Annotated in this window: 15 protein-coding genes and 3 tRNA genes; 5 read left to right on the top strand and 13 right to left on the bottom strand. The window is 65.6% G+C overall.

Features of this window, described 5'->3' with window-relative positions; genetic code table 11:
- The first annotated feature begins 24 nt into the window (after window positions 1-24).
- Window positions 25-1,725 carry a tetratricopeptide repeat-containing response regulator gene (locus tag HAV22_RS20960; protein ID WP_166861707.1) on the top strand — a complete coding sequence of 567 codons (1,701 nt, stop codon included), beginning with the start codon at window positions 25-27 and terminating at the stop codon, window positions 1,723-1,725.
- Between the two features lie 7 nt (window positions 1,726-1,732).
- Here HAV22_RS20960 and HAV22_RS20955 read toward each other — a convergent pair whose 3' ends face one another.
- Both HAV22_RS20955 and HAV22_RS20950 read right to left on the bottom strand, forming a co-directional pair.
- A complete protein-coding gene (locus HAV22_RS20955) occupies window positions 1,733-3,865 on the bottom strand; it encodes a glycoside hydrolase family 30 protein (protein ID WP_166861706.1) in 2,133 nt (710 codons plus the stop codon).
- 113 nt (window positions 3,866-3,978) lie between these two features.
- Window positions 3,979-7,578, bottom strand: coding sequence for a hydantoinase B/oxoprolinase family protein (locus HAV22_RS20950; RefSeq protein ID WP_166861705.1), 3,600 nt, complete (start codon window positions 7,576-7,578; stop codon window positions 3,979-3,981).
- A gap of 103 nt (window positions 7,579-7,681) precedes the next feature.
- Between HAV22_RS20950 and HAV22_RS20945 the strand changes: the two genes are divergently transcribed.
- The gene (locus HAV22_RS20945) at window positions 7,682-9,178 is read left to right on the top strand and encodes an NAD(P)H-hydrate dehydratase (RefSeq protein ID WP_166861704.1); all 1,497 of its coding nucleotides are present in this window, start codon (window positions 7,682-7,684) and stop codon (window positions 9,176-9,178) included.
- 128 nt (window positions 9,179-9,306) lie between these two features.
- Here the strand turns inward: HAV22_RS20945 and HAV22_RS20940 are convergent, their stop codons facing one another.
- Window positions 9,307-10,026, bottom strand: a complete 720-nt coding sequence (locus HAV22_RS20940; protein WP_166861703.1) for an ABC transporter ATP-binding protein — start codon at window positions 10,024-10,026, stop codon at window positions 9,307-9,309.
- Here HAV22_RS20940 and HAV22_RS20935 point away from each other — a divergent pair.
- The 3 genes from HAV22_RS20935 to cynS all read left to right on the top strand — a co-directional run bounded on the left by HAV22_RS20935 (window position 10,025) and on the right by cynS (window position 12,323).
- Window positions 10,025-10,657 carry an arylesterase gene (locus tag HAV22_RS20935; RefSeq protein WP_166861702.1) on the top strand — a complete coding sequence of 211 codons (633 nt, stop codon included), beginning with the start codon at window positions 10,025-10,027 and terminating at the stop codon, window positions 10,655-10,657. The two genes, HAV22_RS20940 and HAV22_RS20935, sit on opposite strands and share 2 nt — an antisense overlap.
- Window positions 10,657-11,709, top strand: coding sequence for a tRNA 2-selenouridine(34) synthase MnmH (mnmH, locus tag HAV22_RS20930; RefSeq protein ID WP_166861701.1), 1,053 nt, complete (start codon window positions 10,657-10,659; stop codon window positions 11,707-11,709). Before HAV22_RS20935 ends, mnmH begins: the two co-directional genes overlap by 1 nt.
- 170 nt (window positions 11,710-11,879) lie before the next feature.
- Complete coding sequence (gene cynS / locus HAV22_RS20925; RefSeq protein ID WP_166861700.1) at window positions 11,880-12,323, top strand: cyanase; 444 nt, start codon at window positions 11,880-11,882, stop codon at window positions 12,321-12,323.
- A gap of 18 nt (window positions 12,324-12,341) precedes the next feature.
- Here cynS and HAV22_RS20920 read toward each other — a convergent pair whose 3' ends face one another.
- From HAV22_RS20920 to HAV22_RS20875, 10 genes are all read right to left on the bottom strand, one after another.
- Window positions 12,342-12,773 (bottom strand): GNAT family N-acetyltransferase, encoded by a 432-nt coding sequence (locus HAV22_RS20920; protein WP_166861699.1) that lies wholly within the window; start codon window positions 12,771-12,773, stop codon window positions 12,342-12,344.
- 99 nt (window positions 12,774-12,872) lie between these two features.
- Window positions 12,873-14,792 (bottom strand): SurA N-terminal domain-containing protein, encoded by a 1,920-nt coding sequence (locus HAV22_RS20915; RefSeq protein ID WP_166861698.1) that lies wholly within the window; start codon window positions 14,790-14,792, stop codon window positions 12,873-12,875.
- An 82-nt stretch (window positions 14,793-14,874) separates the two neighbouring features.
- Window positions 14,875-14,951, bottom strand: a tRNA-Asp gene (locus HAV22_RS20910).
- A gap of 53 nt (window positions 14,952-15,004) precedes the next feature.
- A tRNA-Asp gene (locus HAV22_RS20905) sits at window positions 15,005-15,081 on the bottom strand.
- 89 nt (window positions 15,082-15,170) lie between these two features.
- Window positions 15,171-15,443: an HU family DNA-binding protein gene (locus HAV22_RS20900; protein ID WP_166861697.1), complete on the bottom strand. Its 273-nt coding sequence runs from the start codon at window positions 15,441-15,443 to the stop codon at window positions 15,171-15,173.
- Between the two features lie 178 nt (window positions 15,444-15,621).
- The gene (gene lon / locus HAV22_RS20895) at window positions 15,622-18,030 is read right to left on the bottom strand and encodes an endopeptidase La (protein WP_166861696.1); all 2,409 of its coding nucleotides are present in this window, start codon (window positions 18,028-18,030) and stop codon (window positions 15,622-15,624) included.
- A gap of 267 nt (window positions 18,031-18,297) precedes the next feature.
- The gene (gene clpX, locus HAV22_RS20890; protein WP_166861695.1) at window positions 18,298-19,566 is read right to left on the bottom strand and encodes an ATP-dependent Clp protease ATP-binding subunit ClpX; all 1,269 of its coding nucleotides are present in this window, start codon (window positions 19,564-19,566) and stop codon (window positions 18,298-18,300) included.
- A 178-nt stretch (window positions 19,567-19,744) separates the two neighbouring features.
- A complete protein-coding gene (gene clpP / locus HAV22_RS20885) occupies window positions 19,745-20,362 on the bottom strand; it encodes an ATP-dependent Clp endopeptidase proteolytic subunit ClpP (RefSeq protein WP_166861694.1) in 618 nt (205 codons plus the stop codon).
- 183 nt (window positions 20,363-20,545) lie between these two features.
- The gene (gene tig, locus HAV22_RS20880; protein WP_166861693.1) at window positions 20,546-21,886 is read right to left on the bottom strand and encodes a trigger factor; all 1,341 of its coding nucleotides are present in this window, start codon (window positions 21,884-21,886) and stop codon (window positions 20,546-20,548) included.
- Window positions 21,887-21,917: 31 nt separating this feature from the next.
- Window positions 21,918-22,004 (bottom strand) — tRNA-Leu (locus tag HAV22_RS20875).
- Window positions 22,005-22,089 lie beyond the last annotated feature (85 nt).

Raw genomic sequence — 22,089 nt, 5'->3', positions numbered from 1 at the left:
GCGGCCCGACGGATAACGATAAGCATGCCAGAAAACAGCCCATCCAGCCCGACCGGTACCCCGGGCGCGGCGCCTGCCAACCTGCCGGCGGCCCCGCTGAACGCCCAGTTGAGTGTCCTCATCGTCGACCCGAACCCGGGCCTGCGCGCGAACCTGCAGAACATGCTCAACCAGTCGGGCGTGACGCGCATCGAATCCGCCGTGAACGCGAGCACCGCGATCAAGGCGCTCGGCCGCAAGTCGTTCGACGTGATCCTGTGCGAGTACGAACTCGGCAGCGGCACGACGAGCAATGAAGGCCAGGACGGCCAGCAGCTGCTGGAAGACCTGCGCCACCACCGCATCATCGCACCGTGGGCCATCTTCGTCATGCTGACGGCGGAAGGCGCGTACGGCAAGGTCGTCAGCGCGGCCGAGCTCACGCCCACCGACTACATCCTCAAGCCATTCACGGCGCAGGTACTGCATGAGCGCATCCAGAAGGCCGTGACGCGCCGCACCGCCCTGCTGCCGGTCTACCAGCTGATTGCCCAGGGCCGCGCGCGCGAAGCGATCGACGCGGCGATCGAGTCCGCGCGCACGCGCCCCGCGTACGCGCTCGACTTCGCCCGGCTGCGCGCCGAACTGCACACGTCGCTGAAGGAGCACGATCTGGCGGAGACGGTGTACGGCGACGTCCTCGCCATCAAGCCCGTAGGCTGGGCGCGGCTGGGCCTCGCGCGCGCCGTCGCGGCCCAGGGCCGCACGCTCGACGCCATTCCGCTGCTGGAGCAGCTCGTCGCCGACAACCCGCGCCTGATGGCCGCGTACGACCTGCTCGCGCGCTGCCAGCAGGAGCGCGGCGACGCCGCCCTCGCGAAGAAGACGCTGGAGGACGCCGTCGCCATCTCGCCGTACGTCGTGCGCCGGCTGCGCAAGCTGGGCGAGGTCGCGCTGGAGGCGGGCGACACGGACGGCGCCGAGAAATCGTTCCGCCAGGTCGTCACCCGCTCGCGCTTCTCGGAATTCCGCAACCCCGAGGATCACGTGAACCTCGTGCGTGCGCTCGTCGGCAAGGGCGATCCGGCCGGTGCGTCGACCGTCATCCGCGACCTCGAACGATCGCTGCGCGGCACGCCGGCGGCCGACACGTGCAAGGCGATCTCCGTCGCGCTCGTGCACGACGCGGCCGGCAATGCCGCCGCCGCCGTCAAGGAACTGAAAACGGCCGTGGACGCCGTGCGCGCGGGCGACCCGCTGTCGCCGAACATGCGCGTGGGCCTGGCGCAGAGCTGCCTCGCGCACCGCATGGACGACGAGGCGTCGGAAATGATGCTGGGCGCGCTGAACGCCGGCGACGATGCGCTGTCCGCACAGCAGGCGCTGAACGTGTTCGTCAAGGCGGGCCGGCCGGACCTCGCTGACGGCATGAGCCGGCAACTCCGCGCGCAGGCGCAGATCCTGCTCGGCGTGGCGGACGAAAAGCGCAATATGGGCGACGTGCGCGGTGCCGTCCAGACGCTGCTGGAAGCGCTGCACATGGCGCCGAACAACCTGCAGGTGATGATCGCGGTCGTCGGCGGCGTCCTCCGCCAGGTCATGGAGATGGGCTGGGACCACCCGCTCGCGGCGCTCGCACAGGAGCAGCTGGAACACATCCGCGCCCTCGATGCCGCGCACCCGCGCCTCGCCGCCCTCGACGCGGAGATGGCGGCGGCGAAGCGCAAGTACGGCATCTCGTCCTGATCCTCGCTCAGCGCGTGTGCGTGTACAGCGGCGCCTGGCCCGGCAACGGCGCCGTCGGTGCCGGCAGCGCGCCGTCGACGCGGTTCACGACGACGTCCCGGTAATAGGGCATGCTGAGGCCCGATTGCGCCGGCCCGGCCAGCAGGCCCGCCATGCCTTTGCCGTACAGGGCGTCCGTCGCCTCCACGACGGGCTTGCCGTCGACGTAGCCGCGGATGTTCGCGCCGCTGAACCGCAGCTTCAGCGTATGCCAGCCGTCGGCCGTTGATCCGAGCGCGGCCCGCGCCAGCACTTTCTCCCCGCCCTCCGCCGCGTCGTTCGCGGCCTTGATCAGGGCTTGCTGTTCGGCGTCGCCGACGAGGGCCTTCTTGTCCACCTTGCCGCGCACGACGACGAGGCGCACCTCGCCCTTGCCGTCCAGTTCCAGATAGTAGCCCTTCGGGATCGCGCCATAGCCGCTGCCGACGTCGTTGATCCGTCCCATCACGGCCGCCGATTCGCCCGCGCCCATCCTCACGTCCGCGCTGACCTCGTAATCGGTCCAGCCGTCGTCGCCGAGGATCGTGTACGGCTTCCAGTCGGGCGCCCACGAATGTGGCCGCACCGGCACGGTCTGGCGCAAGCACGTGCGACCGGCGTCCGGACAGGGCGCCAGCTCGAACGCGCCCTCGATGTCGGCGAAGTAGCGCGGCAGATAGCCCCATGCGCGGCCGTCGCCGTAGCGCTCGAACGTCTCGCGGAACGGGAACGGGAATGCCCGCGGCGCCGGCACGTTGGCGAAGCTGCCCTTCTGCTGGCCGCGCGTCGTCGTCAGCGAATAGATCGCGTCCGGGTCGACGGTCAGCGCCACGGCACCGCCCTTCGGATGCAGGTCCGCGACGTGCACGAACTGCGCGTGCGCATCGCTGCGCCACACGGCCACGTCGCCCTTCGCGAGTCCGGCACCGACGGCCACGCGCAGCGTCTGCGGCGCGCTTGCATGGCGTGTCTCGACGATCACGCTGTAGTCACGGCCCGGCGACTTCAGCGACACGTAGCTTCCGCCGGCCGGCAGGGCGCCGCTGCCGTGCGGCAGATACGTCCACCCGGCCGCCGTGAACTGGCCGTAGTGCGCATAGGCCCACAACTGCGGATTGATCTCGTAATGGCCGCTCCACGGCCAGTTCGCGCGGATGGCCGCCTCTTTCACGCCCGAGTAAGGTTCGAGCGTGTACAGGCCCGCGATGCCGTACCAGTTGACGATCTTCGTCACGCCGCTGTCGATCCAGTTGCGGTTGAACGCCTGGACGATGCCCAGCGCGCCGTCGAAGCCGGCCACGTACACGTGCTGCTCGGTGTTCCAGATCGGCTTGCCCATGCCGGCCGCCGCCTCGCGCACCCACGTGGGAACGACGGATTCCGGCGCGTTCACGTGGGCGCTGATGATGTCGATAGCCTTGCGCAAGTCGGCATCCTTCGGCATGTCCTTCACGAAATCGAATTTCGTGTCGTCGGGCCAGTTGTCGAAGCTGTGCAATTTGACCTTCGCGAAGCCGCCGGCATCGAGGCGCGCGCGCAGCGTCTTCGCGAAATCGTAGCTGACGCCCCGCTCGTTGCGGCTGCCGATCGCGTCGAGTTCGAGTCCGTACACGTCGCGCAAGCCTTTCAGCCAGCTGACGTAATAGTCGGCGCCGTCGGGCGAAAAGAAGTCGTGGTTGCCGCCGCTGTCACCGATCCAGCCGGGCGCGCTCCACGCGGCGGCGTCCAGCGTCAGCGCCGGATTGCGCCGCTTCGCTTCGCGCAGCACCCACCACGTGTAGCCGCGGCCGTAGTTCGCGTCCGCGCGCGTGTGGCGATGGCTGGGCATCGACCCCTGCGTCGAATTGCCGTCCCCGGGGATCTCGACGATCAGGGCGCTGACGGACGCACCGAAGCGCGGCTTGTACATCAGGTCGAGGATCTGGCTGCGCTGCGGCTCCGGATAATCCTTCAGCAGCACGGACGTGGCGCCGCCGCCGTCCACGACGCCGATGCCGTCGAAGCGCGTGCCCGGCGTGCGGGCGTCCAGCGTGATGGTTTGCACGTCGCCGGGCGCAGCGGCGAACGCGGGCAGCGCTGTGAACAGCGCCAAGGAAAGCAACAGGTGTTTTGGTGTGGTCATGAGCGAATCCCTCGCCGGCACGCGCCGGCACGAGAGTATCGGACGCGGCTCACGAACGGAGAACTTCCGATTTCATATACCCGCCGGCGAAAAACGTATAGCGGGCCGGCGCCTCACACCGCGCCGTACCCGCCGCCGCCCGGCGTCTCGATCACGAACTGGTCATCGACGCCCATCTCGGCCTTGCCGATGTGGCCCAGTTCCTCGACGCGCCCGTCGGCCCGCACGACGAGGTTGCGCCCACGCGCGCCCGGCGCGCCGCCCGCCATGCCGAACGGCGCGTGGACGCGGTTGTTCGACAGGATCGCGGCCGTCATCGGCTCGAGAAAGCGGATGCGCCGCACGCCGCCATTGCCGCCGTGCCAGCGGCCGGCGCCACCCGAACCTTCCCGGATCGCGTAGCTTTCCAGCCGCACGGGGAAGCGGAATTCGAGGATCTCCGGGTCGGTGAGGCGCGAGTTCGTCATGTTCGTCTGCACGACGTCCGTACCGTCGAAGCCCGGTCCCGCGCCGGAGCCCCCGGAGATGGTCTCGTAATACTGGTAACGTGCGTTCCCGAACGTGAAGTTGTTCATCGTGCCCTGCGCGGCCGCCATCGCCTGCAATGCGCCGTACAGCGCATTCGTGATGCACGTGGACGTCTCGACGTTCCCCGACACGACCGCGGCCGGGTAATGCGGATTGAGCATGGAGCCCGGCGGAATGATCACCTTCAGCGGTTTCAGGCAGCCCGCGTTCAGCGGGATGGCGTCGTCGACGAGCGTGCGGAACACGTACAGCACGGCAGCCATGCACACGGAGGACGGCGCATTGAAATTATTCGGCAGCTGGCTCGACGTGCCAGTAAAGTCGATCTCCGCGCTGCGAGCGTCCCGGTCGACCTTGATCGCGACTTCGATGCGCGCGCCGTTATCGAGGTCGTTCACGAAATGCCCGTCGGACAGCGCCGTGATGACGCGGCGCACGGCTTCCTCCGCATTGTCCTGCACGTGCCCCATGTACGCGCGCACGACGTCCAGCCCGAAATGCGCGACCATCTTGCGCAGCTCGTCGACGCCCTTCTGGTTCGCGGCGACCTGCGCCCGCAAGTCCGCCATGTTCTGGTCCGGGTTGCGCGCCGGCCAGCGCGCGCCCGCGAGCAGCGCGCGCATCTCCGCTTCGCGCAGGACGCCGTCGGCGCCGTCGACCAGCTTGACGTTGTCGATCAGGACGCCCTCTTCGTCGATATGCGCGGAATCCGGCGGCATCGAGCCCGGCGTCGTGCCACCAATGTCCGCGTGGTGGCCGCGCGAGCCCACATAGAACAGGATCGTTTCGCCCGCCTCATCGAACACGGGCGAGATCACGGTGACGTCGGGCAGATGCGTGCCGCCGTTGTACGGGTCGTTCAGCACGTACACGTCGCCCGCCTTCATCGTCCCGGCATTGCGGCGCATGACGGTCTTGATGCTTTCGCCCATCGAGCCGAGGTGCACGGGCATGTGCGGCGCGTTCGCGACGAGGTTGCCGCTTGCATCGAAGATCGCGCAACTGAAATCCAGGCGCTCCTTGATGTTGACGGAGTACGCCGTATTCTGCAGGCGCAGGCCCATCTGCTCCGCGATCGACATGAACAGGTTGTTGAAGATCTCCAGCATCACGGGGTCGACCGTCGTGCCGATCGCATGGGCGCGCGCAAGCGCCTGCACGCGGCGCAGCACGAGGTGGCCGTACGCCGTGACTTCAGCGCGCCAGCCCGCCTCGACGACGGTCGTCGCATTCGCCTCGGCGATGATGGCGGGGCCGTCGATCACGTCGCCCGGACCGATGTCGTCACGGCGGTACAGGCCCGTGTCGCGCCACGCACCGTCCGCGTACATCGTCACCGTCTCGAACACGGGCGGCGCGCCGTCGCGCGGGACGACCGCCACCGGCTGCTCCGGCGGCACGTCGGACGCGCCCAGCGCTTCCACCGACACGGCTTCCACGACCAGCGCCCTGCCCGGCATGAGGAACGAGAAGCGGCGGCGATAGGCCGCTTCGAACTGCGCCTGCAGCGCCGCGCGCTCGCCGTCCATCACGACGATGGCGGAATCCGTTCCTTCGTAGCGCAGGTGCACGCGGCGCAGCACGGCGATGCGGTCGTCCGCGACGCCCTGCGCCAGCAAGTCGGCGCGCGCGGCAACCGCCAGCGCATCGAGCTCGGCCGCGAGGACGTCGGGGCCGATATCGTCCAGCCGGCGCTCGACGGCGCGCTCGCGCAGCGCGCCCTGGTCCGCGAGGCCCATGCCGTACGCGGACAGCACGCCCGCGAGCGCGTGGATGAACACGGTCTTCATGCCCAGCGCGTCCGCGACGAGGCAGGCGTGCTGGCCGCCCGCGCCGCCGAAGCTCGTCAGCGCGTAGTCCGTCACATCGTGGCCCCGCTGCACGGAAATCTGCTTGATCGCGTTCGCCATATTGCCGACGGCGATGCGGATGAAACCTTCGGCCACCGCTTCCGGCGCGGGCCGCGTGCCGGTCGCGCGCTCGACGTCGTCGGCCATGTCCGAAAAACGCGCGCGCACGGCGTCGGCGTCGAGCGGCGCGTTGCCGTCCGGGCCGAACAGGTGCGGGAAGTGCCTGGGCTGGATCTTGCCGAGCATGACATTGCAGTCGGTGACCGCGAGCGGCCCGCCGCACCGATAGCTGGCCGGCCCCGGATTCGCGCCCGCGCTGTCGGGCCCCACGCGATAACGGCTGCCGTCGAAGTGGAGGATCGAGCCGCCGCCCGCCGCCACCGTGTGGATGCTCATCATCGGCGCCCGCATGCGCACACCGGCCACCTGCGTCTCGAACACGCGCTCGAATTCGCCCGCGTAGTGCGACACGTCCGTCGACGTCCCGCCCATGTCGAAGCCGATGACCCGATCGAATCCGGCGAGGCGGCTCGCGCGCACCATGCCGACGATGCCGCCAGCGGGGCCGGACAGGATGCTGTCCTTGCCCTGGAACGCGCGCGCGTCCGTCAGGCCGCCGCTGGACTGCATGAACTGCAGGTTCACACCGGGCAGTTCGTGCGCCACCTGGTCGACGTAGCGGCGCAGGATCGGCGACAGATAGGCATCCACGACCGTCGTGTCGCCGCGCGCCACGAGCTTCATCAGCGGGCTGACGGCGTGGGACACGGACACCTGCGTAAAACCGATGGCGCGGGCGATGCGCGCGACGGCGTCCTCGTGCGCGCGGTAACGGTAGCCATGCATCAACACGATGGCCAATGCACGGATGCCGGCGTCATAGGCGGCCTGCAGGTCGCGCGTGGCGGCCGCCTCGTCGAGCGGCACGACGACGTCGCCGTGCGCACCGATGCGCTCGTCGATCTCGACGACACGGCCATACAGCAGCTCGGGCAACACGATGTGGCGGTCGAACAGGCGTGGCCGGTTCTGATAGGCGATGCGCAAGGCGTCACGGAAACCTTTGGTGATGGCGAGCACGGTCGGCGCGCCCTTGCGCTCGAGCAGCGCGTTGGTGGCCACCGTCGTACCCATCTTGACGGCCTCGACCTGTCCCGCCGGAACGGGGGCGCCCGGCGCAAGGCCAAGGAGATGCCGGATGCCGGCGACGGCGGCGTCCCGGTACTGTTCCGGATTGTCCGACAGCAGCTTGTGGGTGACGAGGGCGCCGTCGGGCCGGCGTCCCACGATGTCCGTGAAGGTACCGCCGCGGTCGATCCAGAACTGCCAATCCATCGTAAATCCTCGTCGTGTCAAGCCAGCGGCTATTGTAGTCGCGCGCTCCGCGGATTTTGGCGAAAATGCATGCTTGCGCACTTCCGTGCTATTTGGAGCCACCATGGACAATCCGCTCTACAGCGTCGCACAGATCCGCGCCATCGAACAGGCTGCCCAAGCGCAACTGCCGCCCGGCACCTTGATGCAGCGCGCGGGCGAAGCCGCGTCGACCTACGCACTCGAAGTGCTGGGCGGCCTGCCGAACGGCCGCATCCTCGTGCTGGCCGGCCCCGGCAACAACGGCGGCGACGCGCTCGAAGTCGCCGCGAATCTCGCCAACTTCGGCGCCAACGTCGACGTCGTCCACCTGGCGGGCGCGGCGCCATCGCCGGAGACGCAGCACGCCTTCGCTCGCGCGCAAGCGAGCCGTGCGCGCTTCATCGATGGCGTGGAGGCCGGCGATGGCGCCTGCCTCGTCGTCGACGGCCTGTTCGGCATCGGCCTGTCGCGCCCGCTGGATGGCCGCGCCCGCGAACTCGTGGAGCGCGTGGGCACCATGACGTGCCCCGTGCTCGCGCTGGACGTGCCCAGCGGCCTCGATGCGGACACGGGCGCGATCATCGGCCCGGACGGCGTGGCCGTGCGCGCCACGCACACGATCACGTTCCTCGGCAACAAGCCGGGCCTGTACACGGGCGACGGCTGCGACCACGCGGGACGCGTCCACGTAAACCGCCTCGGCACGGCGTCGATGCACGGCGAGCATGCCCGCGCGCGCCTGAACCGACCGGCACTGTTCGCAGGCCTGCTGGCGCCGCGCATGCGCAATTCGCACAAGGGCACATTCGGCGACGTCGCCGTGCTGGGCGGTGCGCGGGGGATGGCCGGCGCCGGCATCCTCGCGGCGCGCGCCGCGCTGTATGCGGGCGCGGGACGCGTGTTCGTCGCGGCCGTCGACACGGCTCCGGCCTACGACCCGCCGCAGCCGGAAATCATGTTCCGCGACGCCGCCGGCTTCGCGTTCGAGGGCCGCACCGTCGTCGCCGGACCCGGCCTCGGCGACTCCGCCGGCGCCACGCATCTGCTGGGCAAGGTCATCGACGGCACGGGCCCGCTGCTCGTGGATGCCGACGCGCTGAACCTGTGCGCGGCCAGTCCCGACCTCGCGACGCGCCTCGCCGCGCACGAGGGCCCCACCGTGTTGACGCCGCACCCGCTGGAGGCGGCGCGCCTGCTGGGCGTGACGGCCGCCATCGTGCAGGCCGACCGCCTCGAGCATGCGCGCGAGCTGGCGCAGCGCACGGACGCCGTCGTCGTGCTGAAGGGCGCCGGCAGCATCGTGGCGCGGCCGGACGGCGAAGTGGCGCTCAATGCGACGGGAAATCCCGGCCTCGCGACGGGCGGCACGGGTGACGTGCTGGCGGGCCTCATCGGCACGTTGCTGAGCCAGGGCTGGCCCGCGTGGGAGGCCGCATTGGCGGCCGTGTGGCTGCACGGCGCGGCGGCCGACCGGCTGGTGGCGGGCGGCGTCGGCCCCATCGGCCTGACGGCGGGCGAGCTGCCGCGGGCGATCCGGGCGGAGCTCAATGCGCTCGTGTCGGACGCCGAGCAAACCTGAACACCTTCATATGGTCGACCCCGCCAATACGCAACACGCGGCTGAAGATCTTCGTAGGGTGGGCACCCCCGTGCCCACGCGGACGTTCGCGTTACGCACACGTTACGCGTGGGCACGGGGTGCCCACCCTACTGAACGAGCCGACCGGCCGCGATGGTGAGCGTCCGGCCGCAGCGCGCCGCCATCGCAGGGTCGTGCGTGACGAGGACGAGCGTCGAGCCCCGTTCGCGGTTCAGCTCGAACATCAGGCGGATGACGGCATCGCCGGTCGCGGCATCGAGGCTGCCCGTCGGCTCGTCCGCGAACAGCAGCGGCGGTTCCGTCACGAAGGCACGGGCGAGCGCCACGCGCTGCTGCTCGCCGCCGGACAGGTATTTCGGGTAGTGGCGCAGGCGGCTTGCCAGGCCCACGCGGCCCAGCATCGTCTCGGCCTTCGCGCGCGCGTCGGCATCGCCCCGCAGTTCCAGCGGCAGCATCACGTTTTCCACCGCGTTCAAGTGGGCGAGCAGCTGGAATGACTGGAACACGAAGCCCAGCCGCGCCTTGCGGAACGCGGCGCGGCCATCCTCGTCGAGCGCGAAGATGTCGGTCCCGTCGAGCACGACCTGGCCCGACGACGGCGTGTCGAGGCCCGCCAGGAGGCCCAGCAAGGTGGACTTGCCGGAGCCGGAGGCGCCAACGAGGGCAAGCGTCTCGGCCGGTTGCACGGTAAAATCGACGTCGTGCAGGATCGTGAGCTCGCCGCTGGCGTCGCGCACGCGCTTCGACAGCGCGCGCACGGCGATCGCGGGCCGCCCGTTGCCCTCCTGTCCTGCACCTCTATTTGACGCCTCGGGAATATCACGCATGCTTGCTCTGCTGAAGAATTGGACGATGGTCGCCGTCGCGGCGCTGGCATGGGCCGCGTCGGGGAGCGCCTATTCTGCCCCAAAAACCGTACTCGTGGTGGGCGACAGCCTGTCGGCCGAATATGGCCTCGCGCGCGGCGCGGGCTGGGTCGCGCTGCTGGAGCAGCGCATGAAACGCGAGAAGATCGATGCGCACGTCGTCAACGCCAGCATCAGCGGCGAGACGACGAGCGGCGGCCGCACGCGCCTGCCCGCGCTGCTGCAGCAGCACAAGCCGGACGTCGTCGTGCTGGAACTGGGCGCGAACGACGGCCTGCGCGGCCTGCCGGTGCCGGCTGCGGAAGACAATCTGCGCACGATGATCCAGCTGGCGCAGCAGAACAAGGCGAAGGTCCTGCTCGTCGGCATGCGCATGCCGCCGAACTACGGCCGCGCCTACACGGAACGCTTCGCGGGCATGTACAAGAACCTTGCCGGTACCTACAAGGTGCCGCTCGTGCCGTTCATGCTGGACGGCGTCGCGCAAGACCCGGCGAACTTCCAGGCCGACCGCATGCACCCGCTCGCGACGGCCCATCCTACCATCCTCAACAACATCTGGCCGCAATTCGCGCCCCTCGTGAAACGATAATGAAATACCCCGCAGTCCTCGGCGTCGACGACGTCCTGCCCATGCTCGACCAGTTCGACACCATCATCGACGCGCGCAGCGAGTCGGAATTCGCGCTCGACCGCATCCCCGGCGCCATCAATTGCCCGACCCTGGACGACGCGCAGCGCGTCCTCGTCGGCACCACGTACAAGCAGGTGGGCGCGTTCGAAGCGAAGAAGATCGGGGCGCCGCTCGTCGCGAAGAACATCGCACACTATGTCGAGACGCTGTTCGCCGCCAAACCGAAGGACTGGAAACCTCTCGTGTATTGCTGGCGCGGCGGCAATCGCAGCGGCTCGATGGCGCTGATCTTCGCGAAGATCGGCTGGCCCGTCGTGCAGCTCGACGGCGGCTACAAGGCGTATCGCGCGTATGTCGCGGCCGCGCTGGAGAATCCGCCACCGCTCGATTTCCGCGTCGTCTGCGGCACGACCGGGAGCGGCAAGAGCCGCCTGCTGGAAACGCTGGACGCCATCGGCGCGCAAGTGCTCGACCTGGAGCGGCTGGCGGCGCACCGCGGCTCCGTCCTCGGCCACCTGCCCGGCGAGCCGCAGCCGAGCCAGAAGATGTTCGAGACGCGCATCTGGGACAAGCTGCGCCGCTTCGATCCGGCCAGGCCCGTGTTCGTGGAATCGGAAAGCAAGAAGGTGGGCAATCTGCGCGTGCCGGACGCGGTCATGGAACGCATGCGCGCCGCGCCCTGCATCGCGCTGCAGCTGGACCGTCCGCTCCGCGTGCAACTGCTGATGGAAGACTATCACCACTTCTGCGCCGACCCGGCCACGCTCAACGCGCAATTGGCCCACCTCGTGCAACTGCACGGCCGCGCGCGCATCGAGGCGTGGCACGACCTCGCCAACACGGGCCGCATGCCGGAGCTCGTCGACCAGCTGCTCGTCGAGCACTACGACCCCGCCTACCTCCGGTCGATCGACCGGAATTTCGTGCGGTATCCGCAAGCGGACATCCTCACGCTGCCGGGCATCTCGAAGGACGATTTCCTCGCGGCGGCGCGGCACCTCCACGGGTAACTGAGGGCACGCTGGCACGTGCCTTGCTGCTACGCGGGATGGAACGAGCAATGTCCACGGCATGCACGGTGACGGCGCGGCAACGCACCGGTGACGTACATCGCATCCGGCCGCGTGCACCGGCGTACATTGGCTCTTCCTTTCCCCAACCCGCAAAAAGAGGCAGGCTTATGAACCGCATGGATGTCACCGAAAGAATCATCAGCGCCAAGGTTGCCAACGGCATCAAATGGGAAGACGTGGCGCAGAAAATCGGCCAGTCGAAGGAGTGGACGACGGCGCTGTGCCTGGGCCAGATGACCGCGTCCGCGGAACAGGCCGGCATCCTCGGCGACCTGTTCGGCCTCACCGACGAAGAGCGCAAATGGCTGCAGGTCGTGCCGTACAAGGGCTCGCTGCCGACCGCCGTCCCGACCGACCCGCTGATCTACCGCTGGTACGAGATCGTCAACGTCTACGGCACGACGATCAAGGAATTGATCCACGAAGAGTTCGGCGACGGCATCATGAGCGCCATCGACTTCAAGATGGACATCCAGCGCGAACCCGATCCGAAAGGCGACCGTGTCAATGTCGTATTGTCCGGCAAGTTCCTGCCGTACAAGCAGTATTGAACGCGGGCGCGGGCCGGTTCACTCCCGCGCCAGATAACCGCGCGCCATCGCGCCTTCCTGGTCCTGGAAGATGGCCATCGCCGTCGTCATGCGGCGGAAGCCGTGGCGCGCATAAAACCCTTCCCTGCCCGGCACGGCGTACAGGATGATCTTCGCGTGCCCGCGCGACAGCTCGACGAGCTGGTCGATGAGGGCCCGGCCCAGCCCGCGGCCCTGGTGGCTGGGCAGGATCGCGATGTCGCAGATGTACGAGCAATCGGCGCCATCCGCCAATGCGCGGCCCGCCGCCACGAGCACGCCGTCCTCGTAGGCGAAGCGGCGGAACATGCTGTTCGAGAAGACCATCTTCAACCGCTCCGGCGGCTTGTCGCCCAGCGGCGCCTTGCGATACAGGTCGGACAGTTCGTTCCAGTCGATGGTGTCGAGGGTGTCGGTCCAGGTGATGGTCATGTGGGGGGCACGTGATTGATCGGACCCCGATTGTAGCCGCCACGGAAATAAAAAACCCGGCCGCGCGAGCGGGCCGGGTTGTCGTGTGACGCGTCCGGTTTATTCGGACTTGTTGGCGCCCAGGTCCGCCGCCTTGACGTTGACCTTCGCCTTCGCCTTGTGCTTCAACGCTTCGACGAAGCCATACGTCTCGCCGTTGCCGATGGCCCGGCCGATCTGTTCCGCTTCCTGCTTGCGGCGCGCCACGTCCGGCTGCGCCGGCTGGCTGACCTTGACGATGCGGTACACGCCATAGCCCTGGCCCGGGATGTCGACGCCCACATACGCCGGCAGCTTGCTCACGTCGGCCTTCAGCACGGCGACGGCGGCCGTGTCTTTGAACGGCGGCTGCTTCGTGCGCGACACCGTCTTCGCGTCGCCGAAACCGGCCGCGTCTCCGGACGCCTTCGCGGCCGCCAGCTTCGCTTCGCCGGCCTGGCGTGCGAGGCGCGCCGCTTCTTCCTGCGTGACGCGCTGGCGGATCACGGTGTCCACTTCGGCCAGCGGACGCTGCGCCGCGGGCTTGAACTCGACGACGCGGCCCGCCACGAGCGTGCTCGGCGCCACTTCGACGGCTTCCGTGTTGCGCTTGTTCTTCACGGCGTCGTCGGAGAAGATCGCGTTCAGGAATTTCTCGTTATTGACGGGCGACGCACCCAGCGCCGGGTTCGGCTTGCGGGTCAGGCCTTCGACGGTCTGGATGGTCAGGCCGAGCTTGTCGGCGACCGGCTTCAGGCTGTCCGCTTGTTCGTACACGGTGTTCGTGAACGTCTCGGCCATTTCCGAATACTTGGCCGACAGCTTGGCCTTCTTCAGCTCGGCGACGATCTCCGGCTTCGCTTCTTCCAGCGTCTTCTGGGTTTCCGGCACGACCTTCGTGACCTTGACGATGTGGTAGCCGAACGACGACCGCACGAGGCCGCTCAGTTCGCCTTCCTTCAGGCCGTAGATCGCATCTTCGACGGGCTTGTCGAACAGGCCCTTCTGCACGACGCCGAGGTCGCCGCCCAGCTCGGCCGAGCCCGGGTCTTGCGACTGCTGCTTGGCGATTTTCGCGAAATCGGCCGGGTTCTTGCGCACTTCATCGAGCACGACCTGCGCCTTCGCTTTCGCGGCGGCATCCTCGGCGGCCGGCGCGTCCTTCTTCACGGCGATCAGGATGTGGCTGGCGGTACGTTTTTCCGGCGTGGAGAAGCGCGCCTTGTTCTTGTTGTAGGCGTCGGCGACCTCCGCATCGGACACGGTCACCTGCTTTTCCACGACGGACGGATCGAACACGACGTACTCGGCCTTCACGGTCGCCGGCACCTGGAACAGCGCCGCGTTCTTATCGTAGAACGCCTTCACCATCTCGTCCGTGACCTTGACCTGCGTGACGTAGTTCGCGATCGGGAACAGCTGTTCCTGCACTTCGCGTTCCTCGTCGTTGATGTCCGACAGGCGGTTTGCGACCGTACGCGGCGCGAACGCCGTCTGCTGGACGGAGCCCACGAGCTGCTGCACCGTCATGTCATGGCGCATGCGGGCGTCGAACGACTCCGGCGTCATGCCCTGCGCGGCCAGCGCCGCCTTGTAGCGGTCCATGTCGAACGTGCCGTCTTCCTTGCGGAACGCCTGGATTTCCAGGATCGCCTTCTGCAGCGCGGCGTTGTCGACGGTCAGGTGGCTGCGCACGATCTCGGCGTTCAGCGCGCGCTCGGCGACCAGCTGGTCGAGCACGGCCTGCTTCGCTTCCGGCGTCTCGAAGAGTTTCGCATCGAACTGCGCGCCCATCATCTGGCGGGCCTGGTCGAGCTGGCGGCGCTGCGCAGCTTCCCACTCCTGCTGGGTGATCTTTTTCCCGTCCACGGTCGCCACGCCATCATCGGCGCCGCCGCGCGAGTTGTAGCTGCTGACACCGACGAGCACGAACGACGGCAGGATCAGCAACAACAGCAGGAACTGCATCAGGCGCTGGTGAGTACGGATAAATTCAAACATGGTCAGCCAATCAAGGTTGAAAATGCGTTATCGAAAACTTAAAAAAAAAGGCGAACAAACGTTCGCCTCTTTTTCGTCAACTTGGCGGAGCGGACGGGGCTCGAACCCGCGACCCCCGGCGTGACAGGCCGGTATTCTAACCAACTGAACTACCGCTCCAAATTCGTGTATCTCGCAACCACTGCAGCTCAACCGGCAAGGTCGAGATTTCGTGGCGGAGCGGACGGGGCTCGAACCCGCGACCCCCGGCGTGACAGGCCGGTATTCTAACCAACTGAACTACCGCTCCACGAAATACTGGGTACTACGCATATGGCGCAATGCGAAAGAGGCATCGCCACCAGATGCTTCCTGCTGCGTGTCAGCGCAGCGGAGGCATTAGTTTACTGCATCTTTCAGTGCTTTACCAGCCTTAAATTTCGGGACCTTGGCTGCCTTGATCTTGATGGCTTCCTTCGTGCGCGGATCGCGGCCCGTGCGCGCAGCGCGCTCGCCCACCGTGAACGTGCCGAAGCCCACCAAGGTCACGCTGTCGTTGTTCTTCAAGGTCGTCGTCACAGCAATGATCATCGCGTCGAGGGCGCGCGCCGCAGAAGCTTTGGTCAGGTCCGCGGACTTCGCGATTTCTTCGATCAGTTCAGTTTTATTCACTTTCTTCCCTCGTTATACGTTCGGACGCGGCGCCGCGCCCCGGCCGGTTTGGCCTTCGGCAAAAAACCGCAAGGGCGTATTAAACAAGCCGACAATGCCTTGTGTCAAGTAACGCGCGAGCAACGACAGGGCAAAAAAAACGGCACCCGAAGGTGCCGCTTTCGACGCATCGCCAGGCTCAGTGCTTGACGACTTCGCTCTGGCTGTCCGCAGCCGTCGGGGTCACCGAGGACGCCACGGCGGGCACGTCGACGATGGCTTGCGGCTGGCGCTCCAGCGCCACTTCAAGCACCTTCTCGATCCAGCGCACCGGCACGATCTCGAGCTTGTTCTTGACGTTGTCGGGAATCTCAGCGAGATCCTTCACGTTCTGCTCGGGGATCAGCACGGTCTTGATGCCGCCGCGTTGCGCCGCCAGCAGTTTTTCCTTCAGGCCGCCGATCGGCAGGACTTCGCCACGCAAGGTGATCTCGCCCGTCATCGCCACGTCGGCGCGGACAGGGATACCCGTGAACACCGAGACGAGCGCCGTCGTCAGGCCGATACCGGCGGACGGGCCGTCCTTCGGCGTCGCGCCTTCCGGCAGGTGGACGTGGATGTCGGTCTTCTCGAACACCTCGTTCTTGATGCCCAGGCGCGCCGCACGGCTGCGCACGACGGTGCGGGCGGCTTCGATCGATTCCTTCATCACGTCGCCCAGCGTACCGGTGCGGATGACGGCACCCTTGCCCGGCACCTGCACGGCTTCGATGGTGAGCAGGTCGCCGCCGACTTCCGTCCACGCGAGGCCCGCCACCTGGCCGACCTGGTTTTCCTTCTCGGCCACGCCGAAGTCGTAGCGGCGGACGCCCAGGAATTTATCCAGGTTCTTCGACGACACGATGACGCGCTTGTTGTCCTTCTTGAGCAGCAGCATCTTGACGACCTTGCGGCAGATCTTCGAGATTTCGCGCTCGACCGAACGCACACCGGCTTCGCGGGTGTAGTAGCGGATGATGTCGCGGATCGCGGCTTCGTCGACCTTGATCTCGTCGTCCTTCAGGCCGTTCGCCTTGATCTGCTTCGGCAGCAGGTAGCGCTGCGCGATGCTCGTCTTCTCGTCTTCCGTGTAGCCCGACAGGCGGATCACTTCCATCCGGTCCAGCAGCGCCGGCGGGATGTTGAACGAGTTCGACGTCGCCACGAACATCACGTCCGACAGGTCGAAGTCCACTTCCACGTAGTGGTCCGAGAACGTGTGGTTCTGCGCGGGATCGAGCACCTCGAGCAGCGCCGACGACGGGTCGCCGCGGAAGTCCGCACCCATCTTGTCGATTTCGTCCAGCAGGAACAGCGGGTTGCGCACGCCGACCTTCGCCAGCGATTGCAGCACCTTGCCCGGCATCGAACCGATGTAGGTACGACGGTGCCCGCGGATCTCGGCCTCGTCGCGCACGCCGCCCAGCGCCATGCGGACATACTTGCGGTTCGTCGCACGGGCGATCGACTCGCCCAGCGACGTCTTACCCACGCCCGGAGGACCGACGAAGCACAGGATCGGGGCTTTCAGCTTGTCGACACGCTGTTGCACCGCGAGGTATTCCAGGATGCGTTCCTTGATCTTGTCGAGGCCATAGTGGTCGGCCTCCAGCACTTCCTGGGCCTTTTCCAGGTCGATCGTGACCTTGGATTTCTTTTTCCACGGCAGCGACACGAGGGTGTCGATGTAGTTGCGCACGACGGTGGCTTCGGCCGACATCGGCGACATCAGCTTGAGCTTCTTGATCTCGGCCTGGGCCTTCTCAAGGGCTTCCTTCGGCATCTTGGCGGCAATCACCTTCTTCTCGAGTTCCTCGATGTCGGCGCCCTCTTCGCCTTCGCCCAATTCCTTCTGGATGGCCTTGACCTGCTCGTTCAGGTAGTACTCGCGCTGCGATTTCTCCATCTGGCGCTTGACGCGGCCGCGGATGCGCTTCTCGACCTGCAGGATGTCGAGTTCGCCTTCCAGCTGGCCGAGCAGGTGCTCCAGGCGCTTGGCGACGTTGAAGATCTCCAGGATGACCTGTTTCTGCTCGAGTTTCAGCGGCAGGTGGGCGGCGACGGTGTCGGCCAGGCGGCCGGCGTCGTCGATACCGGCCAGCGAGGCCAGGATCTCGGGCGGGATCTTCTTGTTCAGTTTGACGTACTGGTCGAACTGCTGGACGATCGCGCGGCGCATCGCCTCGACTTCGGAGTCGTCGCCGATTTCCGAATTGATCGGAGTCAGGTCGGCGATGAAATGGCTCGGCGCGTCGTTGATGTGGTTGATGCGTGCACGCTGCGCGCCTTCGACCAGCACCTTCACGGTGCCGTCGGGCAGCTTCAGCATTTGCAGAATATTGGCCACGCAGCCGATCTCGTAGATGTCCGCGGCGGAAGGTTCGTCCTTGGCAGCGGCCTTTTGGGCTGCGAGCATGATGCTCTTACCCTGTTCCATGGCAGCCTCGAGCGCCTTGATGGATTTCGGGCGGCCAACGAACAGCGGTATCACCATATGCGGGAACACCACCACGTCGCGCAGGGGCAGCAGGGGCAGCGTCATTTGCTCGGTCAATTTGGAAGTTGTCATGGCATACCTTATAGAAAGCGTGTAGACGATGTGGGAGCACACTGTCGAAACACAATACCGGCCCGGAAATATTTTCTACAAGTAAAAAATCTTAACTTGATACGAATACTAGCCGTTTCTACAAAAACCGAATATTCAAATAAAAAAGCCACTACACAGCATCGGCCGCGAGTGGCTTTTCGATTGAAGCCGTCTTTTGTTGAGATTAATTGTACCGCCTCAACTCAGCGATTCAATACCTTTGTTGTGTTTGCGCCCGGAAATTTTTCAGTTTTCGCCCGCGGCCTTCGGCGATTCACTGTAAATCAGTAAAGGTTTCGCGCCATTCGTGATCGTATTTTCATCGATGACGACTTTCACGACGTTTTGCTGGCTCGGCAATTCATACATCACGTCGAGCAGCGCATGCTCCAGGATGGAACGCAGGCCGCGTGCACCCGTCTTGCGCGCCAATGCCTTCTTGGCAATCGCGTGCAAGGCCGCCGGGCGGATTTCCAATTCGGCGCCTTCCATTTCCAGCAGTTTCGAGTATTGCTTGATCAGCGCATTCTTCGGCTCGACGAGGATCTGGATCAGCGCATCTTCCGTGAGCTCGGACAAGGTCGCCACGACGGGCAGGCGGCCAACGAGTTCCGGGATCAGGCCGAACTTGATCAGGTCTTCCGGTTCCGCTTCCATCAGGATGTCGCTGACGGAACGCTGGGACTGGCTCTTGACGCTCGCGGCGAAGCCGATGCCGCTCTTTTCCGAACGGTTCTGGATGATCTTGTCCAGGCCGTCGAACGCGCCCCCGCAGATGAACATGATGTTCGTCGTGTCGATCTGCACGAAATCCTGGTTCGGATGCTTGCGGCCGCCCTGCGGGGGCACCGAAGCCATCGTACCTTCGATCAGCTTCAGCAGCGCCTGCTGCACGCCCTCGCCCGACACGTCGCGGGTGATGGACGGGTTGTCGGACTTGCGCGAGATCTTGTCGATTTCGTCGATGTAGACGATGCCGCGCTGGGCTTTTTCGACTTCGTAGTTGCAGCTCTGCAGCAGCTTCTGGATGATGTTCTCGACGTCTTCGCCGACGTAGCCGGCTTCCGTCAGCGTGGTCGCATCGGCGATCACGAACGGGACGTTCAGCATGCGCGCGAGCGTCTGTGCGAGCAGGGTCTTGCCGGAACCGGTGGGACCCACGAGCAGGATATTGCTCTTGGCCAGTTCGACGTCATCCTTCTTGCCCAGGTGCTTCAGGCGCTTGTAATGGTTGTAGACCGCCACCGACAGGATGCGTTTCGCCGTCAGCTGGCCGATGACATATTGATCGAGCAGTTCGGCGATCTCGTGCGGCGTCGGCAGGTCGGACTTGGCGCCCGCCACCGATTCGACGTTCGAGGTCTCGTCGCGGATGATGTCATTGCACAGGTCGATGCACTCGTCGCAGATGAAGACCGAAGGTCCAGCGATGAGCTTCTTCACCTCGTGCTGGCTCTTGCCGCAGAACGAGCAGTACAGGAGTTTTTCGCCGCTAGAGGATTTTTTGTCTGACATGGGGCAGGTTTCAGTTGAATTGCTATGAATATAACGCTAATACGAGTACGCAACAAGGGCGTACATCGTCATGCTACCCGATTTGAAAACAAAACGCCCGAAGCGCTGTCGCGTCCGGGCGTATTTGAGCAACAGTTGTCCGGTAGCCCGCGCGATGTTAAACACCGCGCGGAAAACCTCAGCCGCGGTTCGTGAGAACCTTGTCGATGAGGCCATATTCCACGGCCTCTTCGCTCGACATGAAACGGTCGCGATCGGTATCCTTGTGGATCTGTTCGATCGTCTGGCCGGTATTGTCCGCCATGATGCGGGCCAGGCGCTCGCGCAGGTACAGGATTTCCTTGGCCTGGATCTCGATGTCCGACGCCATGCCCTGCGAACCGCCGGACGGCTGGTGGATCATCACGCGCGAGTTCGGCAGCGAGAAACGCTTGCCCTTGGCGCCTGCCGCCAGCAGGAAGGCACCCATCGAGGCGGCCAGACCCGTGCACAGCGTGGACACGTCGGGCTTGATGAAGTTCATCGTGTCGAAGATCGCGAGACCTGCCGACACGGAACCACCCGGCGAGTTGATGTACAGCGAGATGTCCTTGTCCGGATTCTCGCTTTCCAGGAACAGCAGCTGGGCCACGATGAGGTTGGCCATCTGGTCGTTGACAGGACCGACCAGGAAAATCACGCGCTCCTTCAGCAGGCGCGAGTAGATGTCGTAGGCGCGCTCGCCGCGGCCGCTCTGCTCGATCACCATCGGCACGAGGCCGAGGGCTTGGGTATCCAATGCCGGATTACGATTCATACCTGTCAATTCCTTTTCGAGAAGTTAAGGGGGCGCGATAAACCTACTACGCGTCGGATTTTTGGCCTCCGATGCTCGCCGTACGTCTGTACGGCTGCGCTTCTCTGCCAAAACTCCTTCCGCTCGCTACGGTTTCTCGAGCCCCCTGCGGGGCCACGAGAAACTGTGGCCCCATCAAGGAAGTTATGCCTGAGCGACGCTTCCCATCAGTTCGTCAAAGGCGATGTCCTTGGTCGTCACCTTTGCCTTGCCGAGCACATAGTTAACGACGTTTTCTTCCAATACAAGAGCTTCCACTTCGCCCAGGCGGCGACGGTCGCTGTAGTAGTACTTCAGGACTTCCTTCGGATCTTCGTAGCTCTGCGAGAAGTCTTCGATCTGGGCCTTCACCTGCTCTTGCGTGGCCTGCAGGTTGTTCTCCTGGACGAGTTGCGACAGGATCAGGCCCAGGCGCACGCGGCGCTCGGCCTTCGTGGCGAACAGGTCGGCCGGGAACGGCAGGCTCTTGACGTCCATGCCGCGTTGGGCCATGTCCTGGCGGGTCTGCTCGGCCAGGCGCTCCGAATCCTGCTCGATCATGACCTTCGGCACGTCCATCTCGGTGTGCTTGACGAGGGCGTCCATCACGGCTTCCTTGTTGCGGGCCTTGATGCGGGCGTTGACTTCACGCTCCAGGTTGACCTTGATGTCTTCGCGCATCTTCTCGATGCTGCCGTCTTCGATGCCCAGCGACTTGGCGAACTCGGCGTCGACTTCCGGCAGGTGCGCCCATTCCAGCTTCTTCAGCGTAATGGTGAACTCGGCGGTTTTACCGGCCACGTCCTTGCCATGGTAGTCTTCCGGGAAGGCCAGCGGGAAGGTCTTCGCTTCGCCCACTTTCAGGCCCACGGTCGCCGCTTCGAATTCCGGCAGCATGCGGCCTTCGCCCAGCACGAAGGCGTAGTCTTCGGCCTTACCGCCCGGGAACTCGACGCCGTCGATGACGCCGACGAAGTCGACCGTCACGCGGTCGCCGTTCGCCGCGACCGGCTCGCCGCCGTCGCCATGCTCACCGGCTTCGCCCTTGGTGTGGTAGTGGACGCGCTGCTTGCGCAGGATGTCGATGGTCTTGTCGATCTCGGCATCGGTGACTTCGGTCTTGACCGTTTCGATCTCGACGTTGGCCAGTTCCGGCAGCGACACTTCCGGATAGACTTCGAAGGTCGCGTCGAAGGCCAGCATGCCTTCCGGTGCGTCCTGTTTCGGTTCGATTTTCGGCATGCCGGCAACGCGCAGCTGGGCTTCGGAAGCGGCGTTGCTGAACGCCTGACCAACCTTGTCGTTCAGCACGTCGGATTCGATCTGGTAGCCGTACTGGGCCGCCACCATCTTCATCGGCACCTTACCCGGACGGAAGCCCGGCGCACGTGCGGTCTTGGCCTGCCTCTTGAGGCGCTTTTCAACTTCCGTACGTACGTCGCTCAGCGGAAAAGAGAGAGTCAAGCGACGCTCGAGTTTACCCAGGTTTTCGACTGCAGTTGCCATTGTAAAAATCGTCCAAAAAAATAATTGTTCGTGGTGCGAGGAAGGGGACTCGAACCCCTACACCATTGCTGGCGTCAGGACCTAAACCTGGTGCGTCTACCAATTTCGCCATCCTCGCGCAGGATTGCTGATCTTGCCACAAAAACAAAGGGCGCCCGACAATGAAACCGGCCGCCCTGAATCCAATGTCTAGGGGCTACAAC

The sequence above is a fragment of the Telluria antibiotica genome (assembly GCF_011682055.1).
Classification (GTDB): Bacteria; Pseudomonadota; Gammaproteobacteria; order Burkholderiales; family Burkholderiaceae_D; genus Telluria; species Telluria antibiotica.
The sequence above is the reverse complement of the archived record's forward strand: the minus strand, read 5'-3'. Positions and strand labels throughout refer to the sequence as shown.